A 24,008-nucleotide genomic window follows, 5' to 3' on the forward strand; every position below is an offset into this window, starting at 1 on the left:
CAAAAAAGCCACTGAATTCAGTGGCTTTTTAACTTTAGCTAATCTCCAACTCATCAAAAGTAGGAGAAAAGTTGGTTCGATTCCTAATCGATTTCTTTGTCTTTACCCATAGATAAAATCCAAAGAGATACGGCTGCAACACCTGCGAAGCCGGCAAGAATGATAAATGGCATAGCACTGTAACCTAAGATATGCCAAATTACGCTCTCTAAAGTACTCATTCAATTGCTCCTTATTGCCAGCCTTCAACACCGTGCATGTCTGGTAGTTTATGTGCGATGCCTTTGTGGCAGTCTACACATGTTTTCTCACCAGAAGCTAGTGCTGTCGAGTGTTGTTTTGCACTACGAGGACTCTGTTCAGAGAAGTCCATGTAATCGAACTGGTGACAGTTACGACACTCAAGTGAATCGTTCTTTTTCAAACGAGCCCACTCACGTTCTGCAAGGTGAGCACGACGCTCTTTGAATTTCTCAGGAGTATCAATCGTCTTAGCAATAAAGTGAGCATATAGCTCTTTTGATGCTTGAACTTTACGAACGATTTTATCAGTCCACTCATGCGGTACGTGACAGTCTGAACAGATTGCACGAACACCTGAACGGTTCGAGTAGTGGATTGTTTCTTGGATTTCTTCAACGATAGGTGCGTGACAGCCAGAACAGAATTCTTCTGTGTTGGTCGCTTCCATACCTGTGTTAAATGCACCCCAGAACAAAAGACCGCCCGAGAATCCCAAGAAAAGTACAAGGCCTACGGCTGCTTTACTTGGAGTTGTCAGTCTTTTCCAAAACGCTTTTAATAATTTCATATAATAGCCTCTCTACAATACGGCTAAGATTAGCGTAGTGAGTCAACAGGTTTAAACTCGTTCTCTACTAATGGTTTCGCACTAGCTTGTGGAACGTGACACTGCAGACAGAAGTAACGACGAGGTGAAACGTCAGCAAGTACTGCATCTTCACGGTTCATGTAGTGAGTAACACTAATCTTTGTTGCACCCATCTCTTTCGCATTTTTCCAGCTGTGGCAAGACAGACATTTGTTTGCGTTTAGAGAGACTTCGTAGCTACGAATTGTGTGAGGAACCAATGGTGGTTGGTATACGTAATCACTTTCAAGCACTTGGTCGCGAGGGAATTTTTTGAAGTCATCCGCTGGGCGAGTTGCTTCTAATTCACTTGCACCACGTAGAGATTCTACGCCACCAATGCCGCCTGGGTTATCTAGCTCAGCTTGAGCTACGCCAGCTAGCAAAAGACCAGCTGATAGTAGGGCAGTAATCAGTTTTTTCATGGTTAATTTCTCCGCCTAAAGGCTAATTCTTTGAGTGGGCTACTTCGCTCAAAAGGTTATGAAAAAAGTAGCCGCAATATTAAATACGTTAGATCTACGAACTAAGTTCTAGAACATATAGTTCTTAAGCGACCTTAGTGATCTTAACTGGACACTTCTTGTAATCCGTCTGTTTAGACAGAGGATCCGTTGCATCCAAGATCAACTTGTTGATCAGAATTCTTGCATCAAAGAATGGTACGAATACCAAGCCTTGTGGTGGACGGTTACGGCCGCGAGTTTCAACACGTACACGAACTTCACCACGTTTGTTTTCGATAAGAACTTCATCACCGCGACGTAGGCCACGAGCTTTAGCATCAGCAGGGTGCATGTAACACAATGCATCTGGTACAGCTTTGTAAAGCTCTGGTACACGACGAGTCATAGTACCTGTGTGCCAGTGTTCAAGAACACGGCCTGTACATAGCCACATATCGTATTCTTCGTTTGGTACTTCTGGTGGCGCTTCGTACGGAGCATTGATGATCAGTGCTTTGCCGTCTGGTTTGCCATAGAAATCCCAGCCAGAGCCCGCTTTCGCGTATGGATCTGAACCTTCTTTAAAGCGCCATTGAGTTTCTTTACCATCAACAACTGGCCAACGTAGACCACGAACTTTGTGGTAGCGGTCGTACGGTGCTAAATCGTGACCGTGGCCGCGACCGAAGGCTGCGTACTCTTCGAATAGACCTTTTTGAACGTAGAAACCTTGTGCTTGTGCATCGTCGTTAAGCTCTTGAGCTTCAGACAGAGGGAAAGCATCAACATTGCCGTTTTTGTAAAGTACGTCGTACATGGTTTTGCCACGGTACTCAGGCATTTTCGCAACCAGTTCTTCACCCCAAACTTCTTCAATAGTGAAGCGTTTAGAGAACTCCATGATTTGCCATAGGTCAGACTTAGCTTCACCTACCGTTTTCACTTGTTGGTACCATGCTTGTGTACGACGTTCAGCGTTACCGTAAGCACCTTCTTTCTCAATCCACATTGCTGTAGGAAGGATAAGGTCAGCCGCTTGAGCGGTTGCTGTTGGGTACGGGTCTGAACAAACAATGAAGTTATCTGGGTTACGGTAACCAGGCAGACGCTCAGTGTTGATGTTTGGACCAGCTTGCATGTTGTTGTTACACATTACCCAGTAAGCGTTGATCGTTCCGTCTTTTAATGCACGGTCTTGAGCAACAGCGTGTTTACCAGGTTTTGCCGGGATAGTGCCTTCTGGAAGTTTCCAGATGTCTTCTGCAATCTTACGGTGTTTAGGGTTAGCAACCACCATATCTGCAGGTAGACGGTGAGAGAACGTACCTACTTCACGAGCTGTACCACACGCAGATGGTTGACCAGTTAGTGAGAATGGGCTGTTACCTGGAGTAGAAATCTTACCTGTTAGAAGGTGGATGTTGTACACAAGGCTGTTCATCCATACACCACGAGTATGTTGGTTCATACCCATTGTCCATAGAGACATTACTTTGATGTTTGGATCCGCGTATTGCTTAGCAAGTTTGATCAGGTTCTCTTCAGATACGCCTGACATTTCAGATGCTTTTTCTACTGTGTACTCTGCAACTGCTGCTTTGTACTCTTCGAAAGTGATTGCAGTCATTGCACCTGAGTTAGGGTTTGCTGCTGCTTTCTGTAGTGGGTCGTCATCACGAAGGCCGTAACCAATGTCAGTTGTTGCCTGTTTGAAGTGCGTGTGCTTGTTTACGAAGTCCCAGTTAACCGCATCGTTTTGAATGATGTAGTTTGCGATGAAGTTAGCGATCGCAAGGTCAGACTGAGGGGTGAAGATGTAACCAGTGTCAGCAAGCTCAAAAGAACGGTGGTAGTACGTAGATAGTACGTTTACTTGAACGTGTGGGTGGCTTAGACGACGGTCTGTAATACGAGTCCATAGTACTGGGTGCATTTCTGCCATGTTTGAACCCCACAGTACAAATGCGTCTGCGTGTTCAAAGTCATCGTAACAACCCATTGGCTCATCGATACCGAAGGTACGCATGAATGCACCTACCGCAGAAGCCATACAGTGACGAGCGTTTGGATCGATGTTGTTTGAACGGAAACCCGCTTTCATCATCTTAACGGCTGCGTAGCCTTCCATAACTGTCCACTGACCAGAACCGAACATACCAACACCTGTTGGGCCGTTCTTCTTAAGAGACGCTTTCCATTTCTCAGCCATCACGTCGAACGCTTTGTCCCAAGATACTGGTGCGAAATCACCATCTTTATGGAACTCGCCATCTTTCATACGAAGAAGAGGTTGTTCTAGACGGTCTTTGCCGTACATGATTTTTGAAAGGAAGTAGCCTTTGATACAGTTAAGGCCTTTGTTTACCGGTGCTTCTGGGTCGCCTTGAGTCGCAACCACTTTGCCGTTTTGAGTACCTACAAGTACCGAACAGCCCGTACCACAAAAACGACAAGGCGCTTTATCCCACGTGATTTTTGTTTGATCTGAGCTAGCAATCAGGTTGGTTGCTGTTGCTGGTAGTGTTACACCTGCAACGGCTGCCGCTGATGCAGCTGCGTTTGCTTTCACAAACGCACGTCTTGTCATTTTCATACTTCACCCTCAAGTTGAGAATTGTTGCTTCCAGTTTCTAAATCCGTTTCTTCTAGTCCAGTTTCGATTTGGTGATAAACCAAAGCTGTCCCTAAAACGTTCTTAATGTTGTTTATTGCTTCGATGGTGTCCGTTACAAAACCTTGGTTCTCGGTTTCCAGGACCACGATGATTTTGCCTTCAGGGCTATCTCCGTAGATTTCAGCGTTATCGAATTGCTCGATCTCAGCTTTGATCTCATTGAGATGCTCTGGGCTCACATGCACGACTAAACTTGATATATGCACTTCATTTAGTGCCATAAATTGCTCTCGTTATTTTTATTTATGCATTACTCACAAGAATAGCTGAAGTAGGGCAAACTGCTACGCAGGCTCCACAACCGCTACACTCATCTAACTCGATTTTTGGTAGAGCAACACTGCCTGCTCTAAGTTGAAATTGAATGGCCATAGGTTCACACATGTCACCACAGCTTCGGCATTCAACATTTTGTTGCGCTAAACACTTATCAGAAATACGTGCTTTTGCTTGCCAAGGCTCTCCTTGCTTTGGCTTAAAAATGGGTTCCGGACAAACGTCTGCACATTGATAGCAGAACGTACATTCATCGATAGAGAAATCGACAGTGGGGAACCCACCATCACCTACAATGATTATCTTAGTCTCACAACTCTCGATGCATTTTCCGCAGCGAGTGCAATCATCTACAAAGCTCTCTAGGTTATTAATCCAAGGCAAACGAATTTGGCTTGCATCGACTTTTTTTCTAGAAAACAGACGACGTTTTGACAGATCTACCACTAAAAACCCCTAGATGTTGCTAAGATGTTGTAATTGTAGGTCATTATTTCATTAATATCTTGTAATTTGTCATCACAAGTAGTGTAGGTTTAGAAACAATTGTATAAATACCCCCTAAGGGCTAATTGGGGGTATATATTGTCATAGATCAATAAATTACGAGGCGAGTGATCACATATTGAATGGAGCTATGATTTTTGATGTGTGACAATACGAGCCTAATAGCAAGTTATATATCAATAGGAAGTCACGTTTGCTTATAAAACCGGTCTCATCTGTTACTAGTACAATAGCTAAGTCATTACTCTCTATATTGCTGTTGTCCGTTGCTACTACTGGCTTTGCTATCTTTACCTTAGCTTCAAGCTTGAACGATGCTGAGGCTGTCAATGTAGCCGGTTCGATGCGTATGCAAAGCTATCGTTTAGCCCATGATATTCAAATAGAATCTGTTGATTTCGATTCCCATATCCGTGAGTTTGAAAGTTCACTTTATTCGCCTTCGATGACTAAATTGGTGAGTTGGGATGTTCCGACGGATATCACAGAAGACTACTACCTAATTATTGGCCGTTGGCATGAATTGAAACGCGTTCTGAATAGTGAAGACCGTAAACACTATCTCGTGTTGGTTGAAAACTTCGTAACTGAGATCGATGGATTTGTTTTTAAACTGCAAGAATTCTCAGAAGACAAATTGATTAAACTGGCGTGGGCTGGTGGTATCGGTTTGGGCGGAATTCTCGTCATATCTCTTTTTGTTGTTCATTTTGTACGTAAACAGGTTGTTAAACCGCTACATGCTCTTGTCGGTGCGAGCCAAAGAATCAAAAACAGCGACTTCGAGGTAGAACTCAAAGTGACCAGTAACAACGAAATGGGCATTTTGACCAAAACCTTCAACTCGATGGCCAAAGATTTAGGCGTGCTTTATCGAAACCTTGAAGATGTGGTGGATGCCAAGACGATTGAGCTGCAAAATGCGAACCAGTCGCTGCAGGCACTTTATAACTCGTCACAAGAGCTCACGGTTACGCGTATTGCTCCTGAAAACTTCCGAGCTATCTTGCAGCATCTCGTGAGCTTGGAAGGGATTGGATCACTGAGGCTCGAGATTGTAGATAACTCAGGCCGTTCGTTGATTATGGATGAAGGTTACGATTCGAATTTAGACTACGAAAAGTTTGAGATGAAACTCGACGATAACGAACTTATTCTCGGCTATTTATACTGTTCATATCACCACGGGCACTCAACTAAAGCTCTGATCGAAAGCTTCATTCAACTGCTATCGAGAGCGATCTACTACAATCGTGCTCAAAAGAAAGCTGAACAGCTTATTATCATGGAAGAGCGTGCCACGATTGCACGTGAACTCCACGATTCATTGGCTCAATCACTGTCGTACTTGAAAATCCAAGTTACACTATTAAAGCGTGTGATTGGCAAACTGCCAGAGCAACAGCACCGAGAGCAATCTGAACAAATAGCGTCTGAGATCGGAAACGGCTTAGCCGACGCTTATACCCAGTTAAGAGAACTACTCACCACATTTAGGTTGACCATTAAAGAGGGCAACTTTGGAGACGCCTTAAGTACCATGCTTGAGGAGCTCAGCGAGAGAACCGATGCGAAGATTAACCTCACTAATAATCTCTCATCGATCGAGCTTGATGCGCATAGTCAGGTTCACTTGCTTCAATTGATTCGTGAAGCAACAATAAATGCAATAAAACACGCCAATGCCGACTTGATAGATGTATGCTGTATCGATGAGGACGGTGAAGTATTAGTCGTGATAAAAGATAATGGAGATGGCTTTGACTCAAGTAGTTCCAAGGTGAACCACTACGGGATGAGCATTATGCAGGAGCGTGCGGCAAGACTGAATGGCGACTTGACGATTGAAGCGGCGCAAGGTGAAGGCTGTACAGTCATATTGAAATATAAAAGTTTGAAGGAAGTTAAAGTTGACGATTTGTAAAGTAATGCTGGTTGATGATCATCCATTGATGCGCAGAGGTATAAGCCAATTACTGAGCTTTGAAGACGAATTCGAAGTGATTGCAGAAGCAAGTAACGGCACTGAAGCGGTTGCTCTTGCTCATGAAGAAGAACCTGATTTGATCCTTTTGGATCTCAATATGAAGGGCATGTCTGGTTTAGATACCTTGAAAGCACTTCGCACTGACGGTTCTAGCGCAAACATTGTAATCCTGACGGTCTCTGACAGCCCTGCAGACATTGAAGCGATTGTAAAAGCGGGTGCTGATGGTTACTTGCTGAAAGACACCGAGCCTGATGAATTGATCGAACTTCTTAAGCAAGCACACGGTGGTGACAAGGCATACAGTAGTGTAGTTGCTCGTTACCTAAGTGACGCAGGTAGCCGCAACGACATTTTTGACCAATTGACGGAACGTGAAATGCAGATCCTGCAAGAAGTTGCGAAAGGTTACCGTAACAAGCAAATCGCGGACCACCTGTTTATTTCTGAATCGACAGTTAAGGTACATATGAAGAGCTTGCTGAAAAAGCTGCAAGTACCTTCTCGTACAGCTGCAACGGTTCTTTACCTAGAACGCTATGGTGAAATGAAGTAGGGCTTGGTCCTTTGAAATAACACTATTTCAAGCCGTATTATTCAATCCGCCTCTCCATAGCTGTAAAGGTGTTGCAGAGTGATATTAAAAAAGGCGCTGAACTTATTAAGTTCAGCGCCTTTTTGTTTAGGCATTATATATCTGTATAACTATTAACGACTTAAGCTGCCATTGGTACTAGAACCAGTGTTCCGAAGATAACCGTGATAAGGCCGCAGATGACTGGTACAGAGGTACGCTTTACCACTTCAAATGGGCTAATTTTACCCATGCCTGAAGTTGCTACCACTACGCCAGATACTGGAGAGATAGTACGACCTAGGTTTGATGCTTGAAGCATTGGGATAATAAGGAACGCTGGGTTTAGACCCATCTTCGCAGCCAGTGAAGGCGCAAGCTCAACGAATGCATAGAAAGGTGCATTACCAGAACCTGTCGCAATTGCCGCAGCAACCGTTAGACCTGTGAGGATAAGCATTAGTGCGATGCCGCCAGCGCCAGCTGCTTCAGCAAGACCGATTAGGTTATCAATTGCACCGATAGACATTAGGCCTTGAGCAAATACACCTGCCGCAACTAACAGCATTACAACGCCTTTAAATGCGTCCGCCATACCTTGGTAACAAGAATCTAGATCTTCTAGCGTCTTTTCACCGTCGAATTTCTTCACAACGTAATCAACAAGTGCACCAACGAAAATTGAGCCAACTACGATAGTGTAGATGTCTAGCTTAAGCCCTGGAATGGTACGGCCGTTGAATAGGAAAACACCGATGATAGGTAGGAAAGGAAGAGCCGCATAGAAAGCAGGCGCTGTTGTTTCAATCTCAGAAACATCAACTTTTTCCATTGGCGTGTTTTCTTTCTTATCTAGGTATTTGTTCCAGAAGAAAGCCGCTGCAGCCATTACGATGATTGCGCAGATTGACACTGGCAGTACCGTTTGAACCGCGAATACGTCTAGGTCTAAACCTGATTTCTCTGCAGCGATAACTACGTCACCCGATGTTGGTGAAAGAATGATAGCCGCCGGAGATGCACATACCGCAACCGCAGCTGGGCGAGAAATACCCATTGCCGTCATCATTGGGAATAGGGTAGCCATCAATAGCACGCCAAGGCCCGTTGCAGAACTTACTGCTAGAGACATCAGACACGCTACAATGTACGCAGCAACAAGCAGTGCGTATGGAGATTTGATAACAGACAGTGGCTTAGAGAACTGTTTCACTACCACGTTGTTTGCACCGATGTGCGTCATGTAAGAAGCGAAACCACAAAGAAGCATGATTTGCATACCTAGGCCGCCGCCACGGTACTGAAGCATGTATTTAACGAATTCTAGTGAATCGGTAACCATGTTACCTGTTGAAGCTATCTTAGCTGGTAAGACTGTGTGACCAATAAGGCCAGTAATAAGAAGAAGAGCAAGGCCAGCTGTTAGTAATACGCCCGCCGCCTTATAGCCTTTTACAATAAAGTAACCAACAGCGACGGTAACCACTAATCCGATCAAGAGTTCTAACATAGAAATCTCCACAAAGTTTAAAAAAATATAAGAAACTGTTTCAGAATATGACAATGAATGTACAGAAAACTGCACTGTGGCACGAGGCATAGTTGAGGTTGATATGATCTAAGACAAACATTTTTTTTGATGTTAATTGTGGTTGTAAATCGTGATTAACTACTGTTGTTTAGTTGTTAATAAACAAATTTTATCGTTCGTTAGAATATAACTTGGATCACTTTTGAGTGGTGTTGTTGCATATAGTTGGCGAGGTTTATAAAATGCCAGGATTATCAGCCTAGTGACCGAAATGAACAGGGAAGGGCTATTATTCACATCATAGGTGGCTGTTTTCACGATCTGACGCCTACTTGATTGAGGATAGCTAGGCGTCAGCATTGGGATGAATCACTCGCAACTAGAGGTAGTTAGGCACGAGCGCTTTTTATATACGGAGCCTGTATTTAATTGATATCCAATTCAGGCTCCGAATTTGAATATGCAGGTAACTCAGCACAGATGACCTTTTTGCAAAAATGAATTAATCCACGTTGGGTCACCAGTAATAGCTCTTCATCGTTCAACGGAATGTAAGTCATCGCATCTGAAGACAGAACTGCGCCTTCACTGATCATGACTTTCTCGTAAAACGTGAGATCTCGATTAGGAATGATCTGCTCATGTTGAGTTTCGTCTAACGAAATATCATGTTGGCTAACCGCGTAAGTACCTGATGAAGTAAAGCCCGCTTCTTTAGTCGAGACATAGAGCAGTTCATAGCTATTATTTTTCTTAAATTCGATATTAACTGAAGCCTGATTATAAATGATTTTATCAGGCGGATTTACTATCGAAGCGGTATTGGCTAAATAATGCCCTTTTAGGTACGCTTGAGGTATTAAAGTGGTTAACCAGCCAACTAATAGACCTAGCAGTCCCACTATCAAAAATATTTGTTTTACTTTATTCACAAGTCACTCCTTTAAATTCGCTTGGGAAGCTCAAAGAATTCCCTGAATTATCGATAATGATTTTTCGATCTTTATATTCATAAAGAGTAACGTTGTAGAGCTCGTTAAAAGTAAATTCATCGGTTTCTATCTTACAGGAAATAAAATGCTCTCCTGTTAGGCTTTCAGCCAAGGTATTTCTATCTAAGTACGAAAATAGATAATGGGATAGCACGGCTACAAGGGTAAATACGCCAAATAACGTCAACACATTACTGCTCTTTTTCGCAGGAGTTGTGGTTTCTTGTGTCGCTTCTTCTTTCGGAGCCACCTCTAATGTTTGTTGCGAATCTTGCTTTGCTTGCGCTTGAATCTTACGAAGTGCACCTTCTTTATCTTGCGTTACTTGACCTGCGAATCGATATCCTTTGCCACGTTCAGTGACAATGATCATTCCACTCTTATCTTCTAGTGCTTTCCTGCAGATTGAGATGGTTTGCATTAGGCTTCCATCTTCAACGTAAATACCTTTAGACACCCAAACTTGTTCAATCAGGACTTGCCGTGTGATCACCTCGTTAGGTTTTGAGATGAAAAATTTAAGGAGCTCTGATTCATTAGAACCAATCGGGTATGTGCGTCCTGTCTTAAAGTGGTGGATTTCACTCTCTTCTAAATTGACCTGTATATCATCATTGATAATAAATTCAGCAGACATTTGGGTTCTCATTGTTATAAGCGTTCTAACCTAAATATAACAAATACCGTTACAAATATAAACTTGCTGAATTTGTTGTCTTTGAGGTTTAAGTTGCTGAATTTTAAATTCTTATCGGCTTAATTAGATTTCCTTATATACCTTTTTGAGGTTGTTTAATGTGGTTTAAGGTGCTTGGTGTTAGCAGCTATTGGATCATTAGCATGTGACGCTGATTTAGTGGGTGTGGGTTAAGTGCTCAAATTTCTTACGTAGTTCTATCAATGTGTCATTCCAACTTCGTGTTGCCTGCTCTCTGAAACAAATCGAGTCTATCTCTGACTCAAATGGCAACTCTAATAATGATAAATCGCATGACCACACCAGTTTAATGCTAAAGCTACGAAGGAGCTGTTTTGAAAGAATTCAATAAGCCATATTTATGTGGACTAATTACGCTTGCCTTACTCGGCTGTCAGTCTGAAGACTCGACTCAAGAACCTGTTTCAGTATTGGTTCCTTACAACATTAATGAACTACCAAAACCGAACGACGGATATGGGTACGACGACGATGGCACCATTACCGGAGTCGGTGAGCCCGCTGCCGCGATGTCATCGATGAATGATGCCTACTATCAGGATTACAATAACTCATACGCGGCTTTAGACGGCTGGGGACTTTGTGCTGAGCCTATTTTAATTCCATTACAAAGCGTTAATTCTGATAAGCGTTTTCCACTGAATAATGAAACCTTAGCGGGGAATGTTGTATTAATTGATGGGGAAACAGGTGAGGAAGTGGGTACCCAGATATCCGCCGATGGTTCTAATATTAAAATTCAATGTGAATCTGGGTTAAAAGCGGGGACGACTTATTCTATTGTTGTCACCGATGGGGTAAAAACTGAATTCGATGAGCCTTTAAAAGCAGACTCTAGTTTTGATGAATTGATATATTCAGATGCGCCGCTACAAAGCAATAAAGAGGAGAATATTCAAGAGCAGGTACTAAATGCTATTGACTCATATTATGCACTTTATCCAGAGAAGGGTGTTCCTGTATATGCTGCTCAATTTAAAACGCAGAGCTCATATTCTCCTTTAGATGCAATGAAGGAAAATCACGAACTATTTGGTAGTTCGTTCATTGGTACTAGAAGTAAAGTCCCGGGCTTAAAACCGGATTATGACTTGTATCACAAGACGCTAAAAATACCATTTTACTTACCATTCACAAAAGAAAGGGAAGCAGAGTGTACCGTTGATGAATTTGACCCTAAAGAAAATTGTCCACCGCTCTACGAATGGATTACCAACACTTCGGGTGGCTTTCCTACTGCGGATAACCCTATACCTCGGATAACTGAAGAGCTAGAAATAACCGCAGATATCTATGTTCCAAACAAGTGGGATTGGAATAAAGGTGAACAATTACCGACCGCTATATTTATTCACGGTGTTACTGCAGAGCGTGGCACGGCATCTTTGATGGCAAAAGATTACACCACTAAAGGCTATGCCGTGGTTGCGATTGATATGCCATATCACGGGGAACGAATGCGCTATGACAATACCGATCCAGATGGTGAGGGGCCAGAGAAAGGTGTAGAAATAAGTGCTCGAGCGAACAAGGCGTTCTTCATCAATATTGATTCTCCTTTAGCGCTTCGTTCTAACCTCCAACAATCGGTTTCAGATTTTCTGGGTTTACGCTATGCGCTGAGCCAAGAAGGTTGGGTTGACAACGATAAGGTTCATTTAATCGGACAATCACTGGGTGGAATTATGTCGGTGATGGTGAGTGAGTTTAGCCAAGCAAGCCGTGATTTTCACTCGGATACTAATTCCAATTTTGAATTTAACACGGTGAACTTTGTTGTCCCTGGCCAAGGGCTCACTAATCTGGTTCTGTCATCTCAAACTTTAGGTCCAGAGATGTCTGAAGGTGTTAAGAAGTCCCCAGATGTTCAGCGCAGTATTGCTGAAACAGTCATACCCGATATCTGTACCGCGGAAGCAACGAATCAAGAGTGTATTGAAGCGCTACGCGAGTTTGTTGCACAGTCTACGGACAACGCACTCTTTGTGAGCCAGTTAGAAGATGACATTTTCAACTTAGTGGTCACCGACCTTAAGCAGGGTGTTCAAACAACAATTGATAGTGCGGACCCGGCGAGTTTTATCTCACGCCAAGTCTCAGCACAGCAACCAACTCTTTTGTTAGCAGCGGTTGGAGATTGTGGTGAAACCTGCGATGTAGGCGTTGATTACGTTCCGGATAGCGTCATTCCAAATACAGCCCCGGATAATATTCGAACAGGCACTGAGCCGCTGATCGCTGCGCTTGGTTTAGACCCAATAACAGGCACATCAGAAAATATGGAACAAAAACGTGGAGCGGTAAGAACAACCACCGGCGGACATGGAACCTATTTGTTCCCTTATGAGGGGCCGATGGACGAGAGCGGCTTACCAGGAACGCCAGGCGAAAATATGTCTGACGTGCGTGAAGCTGTCGACACTCAGCAAGTGGCTGTTGCTTCAATGGTAATGAGTGACGGTGCTGTCGTCGTCATCAATAACGAAGATCATATCGAAACAGAGGTGCCTCAAAATGAAGAATAAACTTTTATTGGGCACTGCAGCTGCTCTTGTTCCTTGCTTGACCAACGCGGCTGGATTCCAACTTAACGCGCAGTCTGCAACGGGTTTAGGTCGCGCGTTTGCCGGTGACGCTGTAATGGCGGATAGTGCTGCGATCGTCGCTAAGAACAGTGCTGCGATGGCTTACATCGAGCAACCTACACTCTCTGTCGGTGCTATCTATATCGATAGTGGTATCGATGTCTCTAATGTGAGCTACACGCCGATGATAGGCAATACAGAAACACTCGATGATCAATCTCTTGATGCGGGAACATTGGTTCCAAACCTTCATTATGTTCATCCTATTCAAGGCTCTAAATTTACCTTAGGTGCCACCGTACATTCTAACTTCGGTACCGATGTGGAATTTGATGACTCGTTCGAAGCGGATGAGTTTGGTGGGAAAACAGCGTTATCGAGTATTAATGTAGGTTTTGCGGTTGCCTATGAGCTGTCTGAGAAAATCAATTTAGGTGCTGGGCTCGATGTCATCTACGGGGAAGGCGAAATTCACAGGAAAAACCTGCTAGACGTTGATGCTGATGGATTTGGATTGGGCGCCAATATAGGTGCTACTTACCAAGTTAATGAAAACAACAGGTTTGGTATTACTTATCGATATAGCCCGGATATCGAAGTTGAAGGGGATATTACGAAAGGTGGAGTTCCTGCCGACAAGATGAATGTACCACTGCCAGATACATTGGAGTTTTCTGGTTGGCATCAACTTAACGAGCAATGGGCATTCCACTATAGCCTGCAATGGGTGAATTGGTCTGAGTTTGATTCACTGACTTCAGACTCTTATGACGACTCAATTAAAGAGTATCAATGGAAGGATGCAGGGCATGTATCGGTGGGGGGGACTTACACAATGTCGAAAGACGTCGTGCTACGAGCGGGTTACATGTACGACATATCTCCAACCGACGAGCTAACCTCTTTATCGATACCTGATGTAAACCGTCACTGGGTGACTGTTGGAGGAACTTACCACTTCACTGATGACAACTCGGTGGATGTAGGTATCGGCTTTATTATCGGAGAATCACAAAATATTGACGAAAGCCTGACGACGATTCCAGGAACGAGTTCCAATATTACTGCAGATGTTAGCGCTGACGCTGTTTTACTTGGTGTTCAATATCAACATCGTTTTTAACTTTTACTTTGGAGTTTAGAACGAAAACTTTAGGAATCATATAAACATTGCTGGGCTCGACAGTGAGTTGAGCTCAATTCTCATTATTAGCTGTTTTAGCATTATTTAAATAGCTGGAAGCTCATTAAGTAAAAAATAGCTGCTTAGAAAACGTTTAATTCAGATGAATTTGACGGTTATGGTTATTAAAAATGAAATTTACAAAGCTTAGTAAAACAATCTGTTTGGCTCTGTTTGCCTTACATATCACTCCCACATTTGCCGAAGACTCGCCCCTGATTCCAGTGACCATTGAAAAGGCTCACAAACAAGCATTCACTTCTTCAATCAACGAAGTCGGCAAAATTAGAGCTACAGATTCTGCTGCATTGACCTTTAGCGCTTCCGATAAAATTCTCGAAATCCATTTCAAAGATGGAGATTCGGTTAAGAAAGGTGAGCTGATTGCTCAACTAGATAACACCAAAGCAAAAGCTGATTTAGATAAAGCGAGAAGCTCGTTAGCGCTAGCAAAATCAAAATTAAAGCGAGTACAAGAGCTACTGAAAAAGCAACCTGATTCAATGTCTCAACAAGATGTTGAAGAGCTAAAAGAACAAGCGAATCTTGCGGCCGCTGACTTTCGTCAGAAAGAGGCACTAATGAATGATTACTTATTGGTGGCGCCTTTTGATGGTCAGCTAACGAACTTCAACCACTCTGTGGGGAGCAAAATTGATAGCTCGACGGCCTTGGTCAGTTTGATCAAGCTTGATCCAGTTGAAGTTCAGTATTCGATTGGACAATCGGACCTAGGTAATGCGAAATTAGGACAGAATGTATCGATCCAAGTTGATGCATTTACCGATGAAGCGTTCTCTGGCGTCGTAGACTACATAGCCCCAGCGGTTGATGAAAGCTCAGGTCGAGTCGAGGTTCACGCGCATGTGACCAACCCAGAACACCGCTTGGTTCCGGGCATGTTTGCCAAGGTGAGTCAGATGACCAGTGAAGACTCAACGAAAATGGTCGTTTCTCAAAACGCGGTCCAAGCCAAAGATGCAGAACGTTTCGTTTGGGTAGTTAATGGAAAAAATATTGAACAACGAATCGTTGAGCTCGGTGTCAATACTAATGATGGATACGTCGTTGTTGAAAAAGGGTTACAGCTCGGTGATAACGTGGTGGTTACGGGCCAGCAAAACCTAAAGAAAGCCTCTTTAGTTAAGGTCATGAACCCGAATGTTGAGCAAAAAACAGTAGAGTTGATGCCTCAAAAGATAACGAAACCTATTGAACAAACCACTGAAACACTACTTGATGAACAATACCCAGTAGAGCCGACGGTTGATTGGACTGACGGCTCAAAAGATTCAGAAGAAGAGCCAAGTGCAGCCAGCAAAACTAAGGTCACTGCTGAGCAAAGTAGTCAATCAAACAGCAAGGAAGCGATAACGAAGGAGAGCCCGAATGAAGCTTCCTGAGATTTGTATTAAGCATCCTGTTTTTGCTTCAGTGTTGAGCATCGCCATCGTACTGCTTGGCGTGCTGTCATTTCAGAAGCTATCGATTCAGTATTTCCCTGAACATAAAACTCCCTCTGCAACAGTAACGGCTGCAATTAATGGTGCAAGTGCAGAGTTTATGTCGCGCAATGTCGCGGACAAATTAATTACTGCTGCTACAGGTCTTGATAGCGTAAAGACCATGACTACGGATTGTCAGGAAGGCACCTGTAGTCTAAAAATCATCTTCGAAGATGATGTCGATGACGTTGAATACACTAGCCTGATGAACAATCTTCGCAGTAGTGTTGAAGCTATTGGCGATTTCCCGCCGAGCATGACTGATAAACCAACGGTCACAGATGACTCATCAGACACCAGTATGCCAAGTAATATCATCACGTTTGTGAACACTGGCAAAATGTCTAAACAAGATATGTACGACTACATTAGCCAGCAAGTTGTCCCTCAGTTTAAACATATTCAAGGTGTTGGTGGTATTTGGGGGCCATACGGTGGTAGCCAAAAAGCAGTGAGGGTTTGGCTTCAACCTGATCGCATGATGGCGCTCAACATGAGTGCTTCTGATGTGGTGGGTACGCTGAGTTCTTACAATGCGACATTTACCGCGGGTACGATCAAAGGCCAGGTTCGAGATTTCTCTATTAACCCGGTCAATCAGGTGACCAGCGTTGATGATGTCCGAGACCTAGTGGTACGTGTTGATAATGGAAAGATCATCCGTATTGGCGATATTGCTGAAGTCAAAATGGGAGAAGAAAGCCTAACGCCAAGTATTCTTCGTGTTGACGACAATTTAGCGATGTCGATTCAGGTCTTGCCTCTTAAAAGTGAAAATCCAGTAACGGTTGCTAATAAAGTTAAAAAGCAAATCGACCTGATTCAACCTCAATTGCCTGAAGGCATCGAGATGAAAATGGTTTATAACCAAGCTGATTTTATCAAAGCGGCTATTGATGAAGGCTTCATGACTTTGGTTGAGGCAATTGTCCTTGTTTCCGCTGTCGTTGTTCTTTTCCTTGGTTCTGTTCGCGTTGCTTCTATTCCGATTATTACCATTCCTGTGTGTGTGATTGGTGTATTTGCAGTGATGCATTTACTTGGATTTAGCATCAATGTCCTAACAATCTTGGCGATCATTTTGGCGATTGGCCTGGTGGTTGATGATGCGATCGTTGTCGCGGAAAACTGTTACCGTCATATCGAAGAGGGTGAAACTCCATTCAACGCTGCTATCAAAGGGTGTCGAGAGATCGTTTTCCCCGTTATTGCGATGACATTGACTTTGGCCGTTGTCTATTTGCCAATCGGCTTAATGGCTGGCTTAACCGCCGATCTGTTCAGGCAATTTGCTTTCACACTTGCAGCTGCTGTGATCATTTCAGGGTTTGTCGCGTTAACGCTCTCACCGATGATGAGCGCTTACTTGATGAAGCCTGTCTCGACGCCTGCAAAGTGGTATCAAAAGGTCGATGCGAAGCTCAATGTTTTGTCTGACCGATACACTAAGGAGCTTGGTAAGTGGTTTGATCGTAAAGCACTCATGAGCGGTATCGCATTAATGCTAATTGCGTTGTCTGCATTGGCCGTTTGGAAGATGCCTCAAGTTCTGTTGCCAACAGAAGATACTGGCTTTGTAGAGGTGACCTCAACACCACCAACGGGTGTTGGTCGCCAATATCATCTTGATAACAACGAACAGTTAAATAGTGTGTTTAAAGGCGATGAATCAGTTGAAGCCAACCTGTCTTACATTGAAGGCACACCGACCAATCACGTCCTACTAAAACCATGGGGAGAGCGTGACCAGTCTGCGGATGAATTAGTGAATGAGTTTATTGCCAAAGCGAAAAGTTCAGTCTCTGCTTATGGTATGTCTTTCAAGGTTCGCTCAGCGGATAACTTGAATATTGCGACTAACATGATTCTCGAACTTACAACTGTGAATCGTGATACCGGCGCTTTGTCTGAAACAGCGAGCAAAGTGGTGGAGGCTCTTGAGGATTATGAGGGTGTCACTAACGTTAAAAACTCAATGTTACGCGACCAGCTGCGCTATGACTTATCGATTGACCGCAATGCGATTGTGTTGTCTGGGGTGGATTACGGCAATGTTACCAATGCGCTGTCGACTTTCTTGGGCTCAGTGAAAGCTGCCGATTTACAAGCGGATGATGGCTATACATACCCAATCCAAGTACAAGTGAATCTGAAGGATCTTGGTGATTTCAAAGTTTTGGATAAATTGTATGTGGATTCACAATCGGGACAAAGGCTTCCTCTGTCTCAGTTTGTTTCCATCAAACAGGTAACATCGGAATCGAACTTTAAGACTTTCATGGGACAAGACAGTGCAGAAATTACCGCTGATCTTATGCCGGGATATACCGCAAGTGATGTAAAAGCGTATATCGACGACACGGTGCCAAGTCTATTGAAACCAGCACAGAGCTACGAATTCAACGGTATTGTCAAAGACCTTGTGGATTCTACGGCAGGTGCGCAGGTGCTATTCGTACTGGCGTTGGTTTTCATCTTCTTGATTTTGGCGGCCCAGTTTGAAAGCTTTGTCGACCCGATGATCATTTTGCTGACCGTTCCCCTGTGTATTGTTGGTGCGATCTTGACGTTATCGGTGTTTGGTCAAAGCCTAAACATCTATTCAAAGATCGGCTTACTGACGCTGGTGGGCCTTGTGACGAAACACGGTATTCTATTGGTGGAGTTTGCTAATGAGAAACGTAAATCAGGCGCCAGTGCAAAAGAAGCCGCGGTCAGTAGCGCACGTTCAAGGTTACGTCCTATTTTAATGACCTCACTGACGATGATCCTAGGTTCATTACCGCTAGCTTTGGCTGATGGTCCTGGTTCTCTAGGTCGTATCAACATCGGTTTAGTATTGGTGGGCGGCTTAACGGTCGGAACTTTCTTCTCATTGTTCTTGGTGCCTGTCGCGTATGTTGGTATGGCGAACTTGAAGCAAATGGATGTGCTAGTACGCTTGAGGTCAAAAACAGCGTAATAGTATATCAGAGATAGAAGTTAATCGCTTTTAGATACTTTTAAGGCCCTCATTGTGAGGGCCTTTTGTTATCCGGAGTTGCGATATTAGGGGGCAGAGCAAACTGTATGGTTAGAAATCGTAGTTTAGATTCATTGAGCTATAGATCTCGCTATTGCTTTGGTCTGAGGCAACAGTGGTGTTATAGATGTACTCAGTATCAAACGTCAGTGCTAAATTACCCATCAGAATGTTCTTTAGGTAGCCTTTAAGGTTGTAGTTCGTGTTTTCTTCACCATAGGCCATATTAGCCGTAGCACCCATGGAAAACGTTTCAGTGAGCGTTAAAGAGCCATCGATACTGGCATTGGCAATAAGTTCGTAGTTCTCTTTGTTTGGAAACTCTTCATCAGAGGATTGGCGTTTACTGATTCGATAACCTGGGCCAGCAGAGCCTTGAAGCTTGATTCTTTCGGTATCGTAAAAATGGCGACCAAGTCCAGTAGCGGTAATGAACTGCTTGCGGTAGGTGCCATAATGGTCGTGCTCAAAGCGTGCAGTCGCAACTATATAGGTGACGTCATTCAAGTCATAGGTAATCCCATAGTTGGTGGTATAGCGATTCGTTCCATCTTCATCATTTTCAGCATCCGTGTAATAGGTATCGAACTGAACCCGTTGCCCCCAGTTTTCCTTTTTATAGCCTACGGATATTCCAGAATTGATAGACAAGGATGAACTGGTGTTTTGAGAGTATATAAACCCTAACTTAGTTAACGTCGTAAACGGTGATTCGTCTTCTTGTTCTTCCTTAAGTAGAGGCTCATCGACAAGTACTGTCTCTTCTGCGATTACTGGTACCGATAAAACCAAAGCGAAAAAAACTAAGGAGTTGAAACAACGTCTGCCTAGATCTGTATTGGTTGACAGGTGTTTTGTTTTAAAAATAGAGTCGGTCGACATAGTTATTAATTTGATTCGTGGTCTACACGGCGAACCCAGTGCTAGCCGTGTGAGTTGTGAGAGAATGAATCGAAAGCTCGAGCGAGTTACGACGCAATAGGTAAAGGGGAGAAGATAGTTTGGATCGCTGAGAAGCCATTACCTCTGTGAGGGTTAAAATCTTCAAGGTGTACGAAGAACTCGAGTATCTCTGAGGGTTTGTCATCTTCAATCAATAAGAACTCCAACAAGCCTTTCTCGATATGGCACGAAAGAATGGTCTCATTGGAATGTTCAGCTGAAGCCTGCTCAACATTGATAACCACGCTTGTCTCAGGCAATACATTGAAAGAGTCTTGAGCACATTTAAGAACACAGCTACACACATATTCTCGATACAGTATATTTCTCTCAGGGACGGATAGGTTCTTTAGTTTTACCTCACCTTGGCACAGCACCTTTCTTTCTTTAGGGATCACGTTGTCCTTATTCACCTGAATATTGATTTCTAACAGATGGCCATTCTTGTAAGTATTAAAGTTATGGTTGATCAGTTTTGTGTCGACTACAGAGGCGTTGATAGGATTCTGTTGTGCTTCTGAAAGAGCGGTCAGTTTGGCTCCGCTATCGTTATTCAGAACACCCTTTGAAAGTTGGTTCTGCTTGGCCCAGTAACTGTAGTTCTGTACCCAATGCACGAACTCGCTTTTGTAATCTTCAATATCCTGTTCTGCTGCGCGTTCAACGTTCTTAGTAAGAGTATGCAGCTTCGATTTATTCCCCAATAACATATCCAACCAATTAGGTTTGTAATCATCGAGCGCTTCCATGGCTTTGACTTTATGGTCGAAGCGAACGGTTGGCATCACAGGTGCAGGCTCCATAGCCATCGACTCCCAATTCACTTTTGGCGTCGGAATAGTATGAACAGATTGGATTAAGTGCAGGTGTTGATTGAACAAGGTCACTTCACTGACCGCGTCCTCAAGTTGTTTGGTATTCATCTACATTCCTGTCGACGGTTATTCTTGTCATTTGGCGCTCATTTTATGGTCAAAGCGCGCGAACAGTATTTAAATGAATGTGAATGATCTTTCGTGAGGTTACTTGATATTGGTTTAGGAATATTTTGGGGAGGAAAGTTGGGTTTATGATTGAGATAACAGCATAGAAACACAGAGAACAAGACGCTCTCTGTGTTGGTCATTTTGCTATTATCGAAACTCGCTGATTAGCATTACCTCTGGCGTCTTGCGACCAAAGTGAATCGGTAATCGTTAGATGTGAAGTAGTTTCGGCTGTATTCAAATACCGTGTTATTGGCGAGGTAACCGCGAGTACGTTTTTCAATGATAGGCTGAGCTGGATCAATACCTAACTGTTTAGCAACGTCTTCAGGCGGAAGAATCGGCACCAATTCCTGCTCACTTCGATCAATCACCATGCCTTTGGTGTTTTCAATAAAGTCGTATTTTGATGTCTGCATCACTTGATAAGTAAGATCTGGGAACAAAGCAACAGGCAACCAGGTTTCTTCAACTGTGATTGGATTGTTGTCGATGAAACGAACACGCTTTACGTAGAAAACCAATTCACCTTCTTTTATATCTAAGTGTTCAGACATCGCTAGAGAACAGGGCTTCATTTCAAAAGCCAGAACCTCACTGTGGGTAACGACATCCAAATGCGCCCACTTTTCTTGAAAGCTCGACTGTTTGTAGATGTCGTAATTGATCTTGTTCTCTTTGACGTAAGTTCCGCTGCCTTGAACGCTTTCAAGCTCATCGTTTTCGATGAGTAGTTTCAGTGCTTGCCTAACCGTTACGCGGCTTACCGAGAATACTTCACGCAATTGCGCTTCCGTTGGGAGTGCTTCTCCAACTTTATATTCTCCAGAACTGATCTTTTCTCTTATTGCATCGGCGATTTGGCGATACATAGGGAGTCTTGCCATTTTTGCCTCATTTGTGCGCTAGGACAACTAGACTTTGATTAACAACCTGTACCTTAAATACGTAAATTTGCTCTATATAAGCCTTGCTTTAAAGGTTAGTGTGAGCGTCGTATCGGCGTTTTGTAGTACATATAATACAAATTAAACGATACATAACAAGCTTTCTTAAAGGATTTACCAATACAGTTTAAATACAAATTAAATACAAATGTGTATTGATGAGATCGTGATCACGGATTAAATGTCTTGAAGTTGTATTATTCATCTCGTCGACAGGGACGACTGTCGTACTAATCCGTGACTATGGGACAAAGGTTATGAAACTTACTACTCTAACGAATAAGTCGCTCGTAAATCTGCAAACTACGTTTAGCAGTCGAGAAGAAGCGATTTACGCACTTGCTGTCCAACTGGATCAGCAAGGCAAACTGCATAACAAGCAAGAGTACCTTGATGCAGTATTTGCTCGTGAAGAGCAAGGCCCGACAGCGCTTGGCGAAGGCCTAGCAGTACCGCACGGCAAGACTGACGCGGTTAAAGAAGCTGGCTTCGCTGTTGCAACATTGAAAGAAGACATGAAATGGAAAGGCCTAGATGAAGACGAAGATGTGAATCTTATCTTCCTAATTGCCATTCCAAATGCAGAAGCGGGTTCTACCCACATGCACCTGCTGACCGAACTGACAACCACTTTGGTTGATGACGATGTTCGTGAAGCAGTACTAAAAGCAACAACCGCTGATGAAATCTTTGCACTTCTTGATGGCGATAATCAGCAAGAAGAAAAACAAGACAACTTAGATACAAATGCGCCGACAATTGTATGTGTGACTGCGTGCCCTGCAGGCATTGCTCATACCTATATGGCTGCAGAATACCTTGAAAAGGCAGGTAAAAAGCTTGGCTACAAGGTTCATGTTGAAAAGCAGGGCGCAAATGGCATTGAAGATCGTTTGACGGCTGAGCAATTAAACAATGCCGTGGCTTGTGTATTTGCTGCTGAAGTCGCGATTAAAGAAGCGGATCGTTTTAATGGAATCCCTCGTGTTGAAACGCCAGTTGCAGAACCGATTAAACACGGTGAACGCATTCTAAATGAAGCGATTGAAGAGGCTAAAAAAGGCAACGGTGCAGAACGCACAGTGGCTACTGATGACAAACCGAAAAAACTGCCACTGAAAACTGAGCTTAAACAAGCGCTGCTTTCTGGTATTTCTTACGCAGTTCCTCTTATCGTTGCTGGTGGTACTGTTCTTGCGGTTGCTGTTCTTATCGCGCAAATTTTTGACCTGCAAGAGCTTTACGCAACAAAAGATTCTTGGCTGTGGATGTATCGTAAATTAGGTGGCGGCCTATTAGGTACATTAATGGTGCCAGTACTGGCAGCTTACACAGCTTACTCATTAGCCGACAAACCGGCACTTGGTCCTGGTTTTGCTGCGGGTATTGCTGCAAACATCATTGGTTCAGGTTTCTTAGGCGGTGTTGTTGGTGGTTTGATTGCTGGTTACGTAATGCGTTGGGTAAAAGAGCATGTTCGCTTGGGTCCTGCGTTTAACGGTTTCCTCACTTTCTACCTTTACCCTGTGATTGGTACTTTGGTAGCGGGTAGCTTGATGCTGTTTGTTATCGGTAAACCTGTTGCGTTCTTAAACCAAGGTTTAACGGACTGGTTGAACGGTATGTCAGGCACCAATGCGTTGTTATTGGGTGCAATTTTAGGTCTGTTTGTATCATTCGACCTAGGTGGCCCGGTAAACAAAGCTGCTTACGCATTCTGTTTAGGTGCAATGGCAAACGGTGTTTATGGTCCTTACGCAATCTTTGGCTCAGTAAAAATGGTATCGGCGTTCACGGTAACGGCTTCAACCATGATTGCTCCACGTTTATTCAAAGACTTTGAGATTGAAACCGGTAAATCGACATGGCTACTTGGTCTTGCGGGTATTACTGAAGGTGCAATCCCAATGGCGATTGAAGATCCAATCCGTGTAATCGGCTCATTCTTACTAGGCTCTGTAGTAACAGGTGCAATGGTGGGCGCGGCAGGTATTGGTCTATCCACTCCGGGCGCAGGTATCTTCTCTATCTTCTTGTTACACGATTCTGGTTTAGGCGCTTTCTCTGCTGCTGCGATCTGGTTCGGTGCTGCGATTGTCGGCACAGTGATTTCAACCATTACTCTTCTGATGTGGCGTGGTCATGCTGTAAAAAAGGGTAAGTTTGAAGCAAGTACTGCAACACAGAACTAACTGAATTTTGAGTTAGCTCCTAACTCACTGCGAAATCAATAAATAAAAAATAACGAACAACTTGGCTGTC

Annotated in this window: 19 protein-coding genes; 7 read left to right on the forward strand and 12 right to left on the reverse strand. The window is 43.6% G+C overall.

The window, feature by feature from the left end; translation table 11 throughout:
- Positions 1 to 83: 83 nt before the first annotated feature.
- The 6 genes from F0232_RS02370 to napF all read right to left on the reverse strand — a co-directional run bounded on the left by F0232_RS02370 (position 84) and on the right by napF (position 4,714).
- On the reverse strand, positions 84 to 221 hold the full coding sequence (locus F0232_RS02370; RefSeq protein ID WP_105058260.1) for a TIGR02808 family protein: 138 nt from the start codon (positions 219 to 221) through the stop codon (positions 84 to 86).
- A gap of 11 nt (positions 222 to 232) precedes the next feature.
- Positions 233 to 811 (reverse strand): NapC/NirT family cytochrome c, encoded by a 579-nt coding sequence (locus tag F0232_RS02375; protein WP_105058259.1) that lies wholly within the window; start codon positions 809 to 811, stop codon positions 233 to 235.
- Positions 812 to 840: 29 nt separating this feature from the next.
- On the reverse strand, positions 841 to 1,296 hold the full coding sequence (locus F0232_RS02380) for a nitrate reductase cytochrome c-type subunit (protein WP_105058258.1): 456 nt from the start codon (positions 1,294 to 1,296) through the stop codon (positions 841 to 843).
- Between the two features lie 124 nt (positions 1,297 to 1,420).
- Positions 1,421 to 3,910: a periplasmic nitrate reductase subunit alpha gene (napA, locus tag F0232_RS02385; RefSeq protein WP_105058257.1), complete on the reverse strand. Its 2,490-nt coding sequence runs from the start codon at positions 3,908 to 3,910 to the stop codon at positions 1,421 to 1,423.
- On the reverse strand, positions 3,907 to 4,212 hold the full coding sequence (locus F0232_RS02390; protein WP_017058194.1) for a chaperone NapD: 306 nt from the start codon (positions 4,210 to 4,212) through the stop codon (positions 3,907 to 3,909). The genes napA and F0232_RS02390 overlap by 4 nt, the downstream gene beginning before the upstream one ends.
- A 22-nt stretch (positions 4,213 to 4,234) precedes the next feature.
- Positions 4,235 to 4,714 (reverse strand): ferredoxin-type protein NapF, encoded by a 480-nt coding sequence (gene napF / locus F0232_RS02395; RefSeq protein WP_105058256.1) that lies wholly within the window; start codon positions 4,712 to 4,714, stop codon positions 4,235 to 4,237.
- Positions 4,715 to 4,967: 253 nt separating this feature from the next.
- On the opposite strand from napF, the gene narQ reads away from it, so the two are divergent.
- Entirely contained in the window at positions 4,968 to 6,698 is a 1,731-nt protein-coding gene (gene narQ / locus F0232_RS02400; RefSeq protein WP_061030857.1) for a nitrate/nitrite two-component system sensor histidine kinase NarQ, read from the forward strand.
- Positions 6,685 to 7,317 (forward strand): response regulator, encoded by a 633-nt coding sequence (locus F0232_RS02405; protein WP_061030858.1) that lies wholly within the window; start codon positions 6,685 to 6,687, stop codon positions 7,315 to 7,317. Before narQ ends, F0232_RS02405 begins: the two co-directional genes overlap by 14 nt.
- A gap of 160 nt (positions 7,318 to 7,477) precedes the next feature.
- Here the strand turns inward: F0232_RS02405 and dcuC are convergent, their stop codons facing one another.
- From dcuC to F0232_RS02420, 3 genes are all read right to left on the reverse strand, one after another.
- Positions 7,478 to 8,845, reverse strand: coding sequence for an anaerobic C4-dicarboxylate transporter DcuC (gene dcuC / locus F0232_RS02410; RefSeq protein ID WP_032498406.1), 1,368 nt, complete (start codon positions 8,843 to 8,845; stop codon positions 7,478 to 7,480).
- Positions 8,846 to 9,291: 446 nt separating this feature from the next.
- On the reverse strand, positions 9,292 to 9,798 hold the full coding sequence (locus tag F0232_RS02415; protein ID WP_105058255.1) for a hypothetical protein: 507 nt from the start codon (positions 9,796 to 9,798) through the stop codon (positions 9,292 to 9,294).
- The gene (locus F0232_RS02420) at positions 9,791 to 10,495 is read right to left on the reverse strand and encodes a winged helix-turn-helix domain-containing protein (protein ID WP_105058254.1); all 705 of its coding nucleotides are present in this window, start codon (positions 10,493 to 10,495) and stop codon (positions 9,791 to 9,793) included. The genes F0232_RS02415 and F0232_RS02420 overlap by 8 nt, the downstream gene beginning before the upstream one ends.
- Positions 10,496 to 10,890: 395 nt before the next feature.
- On the opposite strand from F0232_RS02420, the gene F0232_RS02425 reads away from it, so the two are divergent.
- The 4 genes from F0232_RS02425 (at position 10,891) to F0232_RS02440 (ending at position 18,811) form a co-directional block, all read left to right on the forward strand.
- Positions 10,891 to 13,101 carry a lipase gene (locus F0232_RS02425; RefSeq protein ID WP_253821928.1) on the forward strand — a complete coding sequence of 737 codons (2,211 nt, stop codon included), beginning with the start codon at positions 10,891 to 10,893 and terminating at the stop codon, positions 13,099 to 13,101.
- Positions 13,091 to 14,284 (forward strand): outer membrane protein transport protein, encoded by a 1,194-nt coding sequence (locus F0232_RS02430; RefSeq protein ID WP_061030861.1) that lies wholly within the window; start codon positions 13,091 to 13,093, stop codon positions 14,282 to 14,284. The genes F0232_RS02425 and F0232_RS02430 overlap by 11 nt, the downstream gene beginning before the upstream one ends.
- A gap of 191 nt (positions 14,285 to 14,475) precedes the next feature.
- The gene (locus F0232_RS02435) at positions 14,476 to 15,747 is read left to right on the forward strand and encodes an efflux RND transporter periplasmic adaptor subunit (RefSeq protein ID WP_105058253.1); all 1,272 of its coding nucleotides are present in this window, start codon (positions 14,476 to 14,478) and stop codon (positions 15,745 to 15,747) included.
- Positions 15,734 to 18,811, forward strand: a complete 3,078-nt coding sequence (locus F0232_RS02440) for an efflux RND transporter permease subunit (protein WP_105058252.1) — start codon at positions 15,734 to 15,736, stop codon at positions 18,809 to 18,811. Before F0232_RS02435 ends, F0232_RS02440 begins: the two co-directional genes overlap by 14 nt.
- 111 nt (positions 18,812 to 18,922) lie before the next feature.
- Here F0232_RS02440 and F0232_RS02445 read toward each other — a convergent pair whose 3' ends face one another.
- The 3 genes from F0232_RS02445 to F0232_RS02455 form a co-directional block, all read right to left on the reverse strand.
- Positions 18,923 to 19,663 (reverse strand): YdiY family protein, encoded by a 741-nt coding sequence (locus F0232_RS02445; protein ID WP_105058844.1) that lies wholly within the window; start codon positions 19,661 to 19,663, stop codon positions 18,923 to 18,925.
- 176 nt (positions 19,664 to 19,839) lie between these two features.
- Positions 19,840 to 20,736 (reverse strand): hypothetical protein, encoded by an 897-nt coding sequence (locus F0232_RS02450; RefSeq protein WP_105058251.1) that lies wholly within the window; start codon positions 20,734 to 20,736, stop codon positions 19,840 to 19,842.
- Between the two features lie 233 nt (positions 20,737 to 20,969).
- Entirely contained in the window at positions 20,970 to 21,686 is a 717-nt protein-coding gene (locus F0232_RS02455) for a GntR family transcriptional regulator (protein ID WP_009845448.1), read from the reverse strand.
- A gap of 317 nt (positions 21,687 to 22,003) precedes the next feature.
- Between F0232_RS02455 and mngA the strand changes: the two genes are divergently transcribed.
- The gene (gene mngA, locus F0232_RS02460; RefSeq protein ID WP_105058250.1) at positions 22,004 to 23,938 is read left to right on the forward strand and encodes a PTS 2-O-a-mannosyl-D-glycerate transporter subunit IIABC; all 1,935 of its coding nucleotides are present in this window, start codon (positions 22,004 to 22,006) and stop codon (positions 23,936 to 23,938) included.
- Positions 23,939 to 24,008 lie beyond the last annotated feature (70 nt).

This window comes from Vibrio sp. T3Y01 (assembly GCF_013114525.1).
Taxonomy (GTDB): Bacteria; Pseudomonadota; Gammaproteobacteria; order Enterobacterales; family Vibrionaceae; genus Vibrio; species Vibrio chagasii_B.

Excerpts from the sequence above, each read along its gene's own strand:
- F0232_RS02370 (WP_105058260.1), bottom strand. The coding sequence starts at position 221 with ATGAGTACTTTAGAGAGCGTAATTTGGCATATCTTAGGTTACAGTGCT.
- F0232_RS02375 (WP_105058259.1), bottom strand. The coding sequence starts at position 811 with ATGAAATTATTAAAAGCGTTTTGGAAAAGACTGACAACTCCAAGTAAA.
- F0232_RS02380 (WP_105058258.1), bottom strand. The coding sequence starts at position 1,296 with ATGAAAAAACTGATTACTGCCCTACTATCAGCTGGTCTTTTGCTAGCT.
- napA (WP_105058257.1), bottom strand. The coding sequence starts at position 3,910 with ATGAAAATGACAAGACGTGCGTTTGTGAAAGCAAACGCAGCTGCATCA.
- F0232_RS02390 (WP_017058194.1), bottom strand. The coding sequence starts at position 4,212 with ATGGCACTAAATGAAGTGCATATATCAAGTTTAGTCGTGCATGTGAGC.
- dcuC (WP_032498406.1), bottom strand. The coding sequence starts at position 8,845 with ATGTTAGAACTCTTGATCGGATTAGTGGTTACCGTCGCTGTTGGTTAC.
- F0232_RS02420 (WP_105058254.1), bottom strand. The coding sequence starts at position 10,495 with ATGTCTGCTGAATTTATTATCAATGATGATATACAGGTCAATTTAGAA.
- F0232_RS02430 (WP_061030861.1), top strand. The coding sequence starts at position 13,091 with ATGAAGAATAAACTTTTATTGGGCACTGCAGCTGCTCTTGTTCCTTGC.
- F0232_RS02435 (WP_105058253.1), top strand. The coding sequence starts at position 14,476 with ATGAAATTTACAAAGCTTAGTAAAACAATCTGTTTGGCTCTGTTTGCC.
- F0232_RS02440 (WP_105058252.1), top strand. The coding sequence starts at position 15,734 with ATGAAGCTTCCTGAGATTTGTATTAAGCATCCTGTTTTTGCTTCAGTG.
- F0232_RS02450 (WP_105058251.1), bottom strand. The coding sequence starts at position 20,736 with ATGAATACCAAACAACTTGAGGACGCGGTCAGTGAAGTGACCTTGTTC.
- F0232_RS02455 (WP_009845448.1), bottom strand. The coding sequence starts at position 21,686 with ATGGCAAGACTCCCTATGTATCGCCAAATCGCCGATGCAATAAGAGAA.
- mngA (WP_105058250.1), top strand. The coding sequence starts at position 22,004 with ATGAAACTTACTACTCTAACGAATAAGTCGCTCGTAAATCTGCAAACT.